The sequence below is a fragment of the Yersinia thracica genome (genome assembly GCF_902170565.1).
GTDB classification, from domain to species: Bacteria; Pseudomonadota; Gammaproteobacteria; order Enterobacterales; family Enterobacteriaceae; genus Yersinia; species Yersinia thracica.
Genome location: NZ_CABHXX010000075.1, coordinates 1 through 2,021, shown reverse-complemented (window position 1 = coordinate 2,021; position 2,021 = coordinate 1). Strand labels below are relative to the sequence as shown.

The following is a 2,021-nucleotide window of genomic DNA, read 5'->3' as shown; positions in this document are numbered from 1 at the left end:
GCCTCATAGCGATATTGGGTCACCACGCCATTGCCACTTTCTTCCCGCAATTTTTGCCCGGCGGCGGAGTAGGTCAGTGAGCTGACAATCACCTGCTCGCTACCGCCATTAAGGGTTAGCCAACTGCCGATTAACTGACCGGCGCGGTTATAAGCCATGCGCTGGGTATGGCCTTTGGCATCGGTTTGGATGATGGGTTGGCCAAGGGCATCAGTGGTGCTGCGGGTGATAAAAGGTTCCTGACTCAGGCGAGACCTCCAGCTTTGCTCGTCGCCAAACCAGTCCACTAGCCCGAGGATATCAGTGAGCAAATGGCGCTGTTGTTGCAGGGGGGTGCCGGTTATCGACAGGCTAACAACTTGCTGCAATCCGGCGGTATCATAATGGCGAATGCACTGGCCGTTCAGATTGGCGGTTTTATGCTCATTGCTGTTTTCGCCATAGAAAAAGCGGTCGGTAATGGTTTTCAGGCCATCGTGAGTTTGTTGCTGATGCTCCAGTGGGCGGCCCAGTTCCGGCTCATAAGTCAGCCAACTGCGGGTGCCATTGGCATCCAAACTCTCTACCGGTCGGCCTTCAATATCAGCCAGTTGCACTGAGCGGCCATTATCCACGCCCTCAGTGAGCAACACCGCGCCCCCGAGGTTGTGTTGATAACGGAAGTTATCGATTCCAAGCCGCGCATCACGGCTGGCAATCAGTTGCCCCAGTGGGTTATAGCGATTGCGGCTAATAAGTTCATCGGCAACATCATTGGCATTGGTGCGGTTATAAGCCAGTGCGCGAACCGCCAACCCGTGGTTATCGCTGATGGTGAGGGTGGGGGTGATATATAAGTCACTATTATGGTTTTTTTTTCATTAGAGTATCCTTCTTAATGGCCCTGAAAAGTATCAAGGCCTTTTAAGGTTAATCAATTGGTGAAGGTTATTTTCTATTATATAATATGTGTTTTTTTGATAATGCTGTAGCCAAGTTTGCAACTGTATCAGCATTATTAGTCGCGATATTTAACCTTATTTTATCGCTGGTCATAAATTTAGTCATGGCTGAGTCCATATCAGAACTTTTCGCTGCCTTTAAGAAATTGGATTTGTCCGATATATTATCGGGTTTCAATCCTGTCTGGGTGATGATTCGATTGTTTTTCATGAATTTACTGGAGTTTCTCAGCTCATTAGTCGCTTCTAATCTATCGAAGTAACTTGAACTGACAGAATCCATTCTCATATCTTTCAATAATGAGTTTGTATACCAGAAGTCATATGTGCCATGAAGATGTGATGCTTCATGTATTATCACCCCAATTCTATCTGTTGCTTTGTAGGATAAGAATTTATCAGGCTCAATAAATACCCTCTTTTCTTTAGATAATAAGCTAACAAAAGCAATAACGCTTTTTTGTGGTGAGTCCTTTATAAAAGTAACTCCTCGGCTTGCGGATAACTTTATTTCATTGATAGTGTTTTTTATTGATGTATATTTTATATTTAATTCAGAATATAATTTTTCTTTTTCTGATGCTGATTGTGTTCCAAAGAATCTACCAATGATTGATTCTGCTTCTGGAGATTTGTCGTTTAATTCTGACAGTACAACTTCTAATGTTTTAATAGCTTCATTGTATGTCTCTGTCATTATTTTTTTTGCTGAAATGTAATTATTGTTTTTCGTGATTTTCCCTAAGGATACTAAGTCATTATAGCCGTGTGACACTACTTCAAATGGGCCACCATTTGCTTCTGAACCAATATAACTTACAGGTGCTAGCCCATCCCCATCCATCAATCCAACTGGATTATTCCGCACCATGCGATATAAATTAAGCCCATCAATGGTGCCCGCTGGGTCGGCATTTAACCATCTGCCCAGCCACGGCAGATAATAACGGAAACCATAATAATACAATCCGGTGGCATCGCGCTCTTTGCCGGAATAGCGCACGGTTTTATATTTGGCCTCCAGGGTGTTGCGAGTGGAAAATACCGCCGTGCCGCCGAATGGGTAATATTCTTCCTGTG

The 2,021-nt window shown here is 44.1% G+C and carries 1 protein-coding gene and 1 pseudogene; both read right to left on the bottom strand.

Annotated elements, in window-relative coordinates:
• Nucleotides 1–830, bottom strand: a pseudogene (locus FTA91_RS10440) (hypothetical protein); the annotation flags it as partial.
• 97 nt (nucleotides 831–927) lie between these two features.
• On the bottom strand, nucleotides 928–2,021 hold a 1,094-nt coding region (locus FTA91_RS20315; RefSeq protein WP_328592893.1), incomplete at its 5' end, for an RHS repeat-associated core domain-containing protein.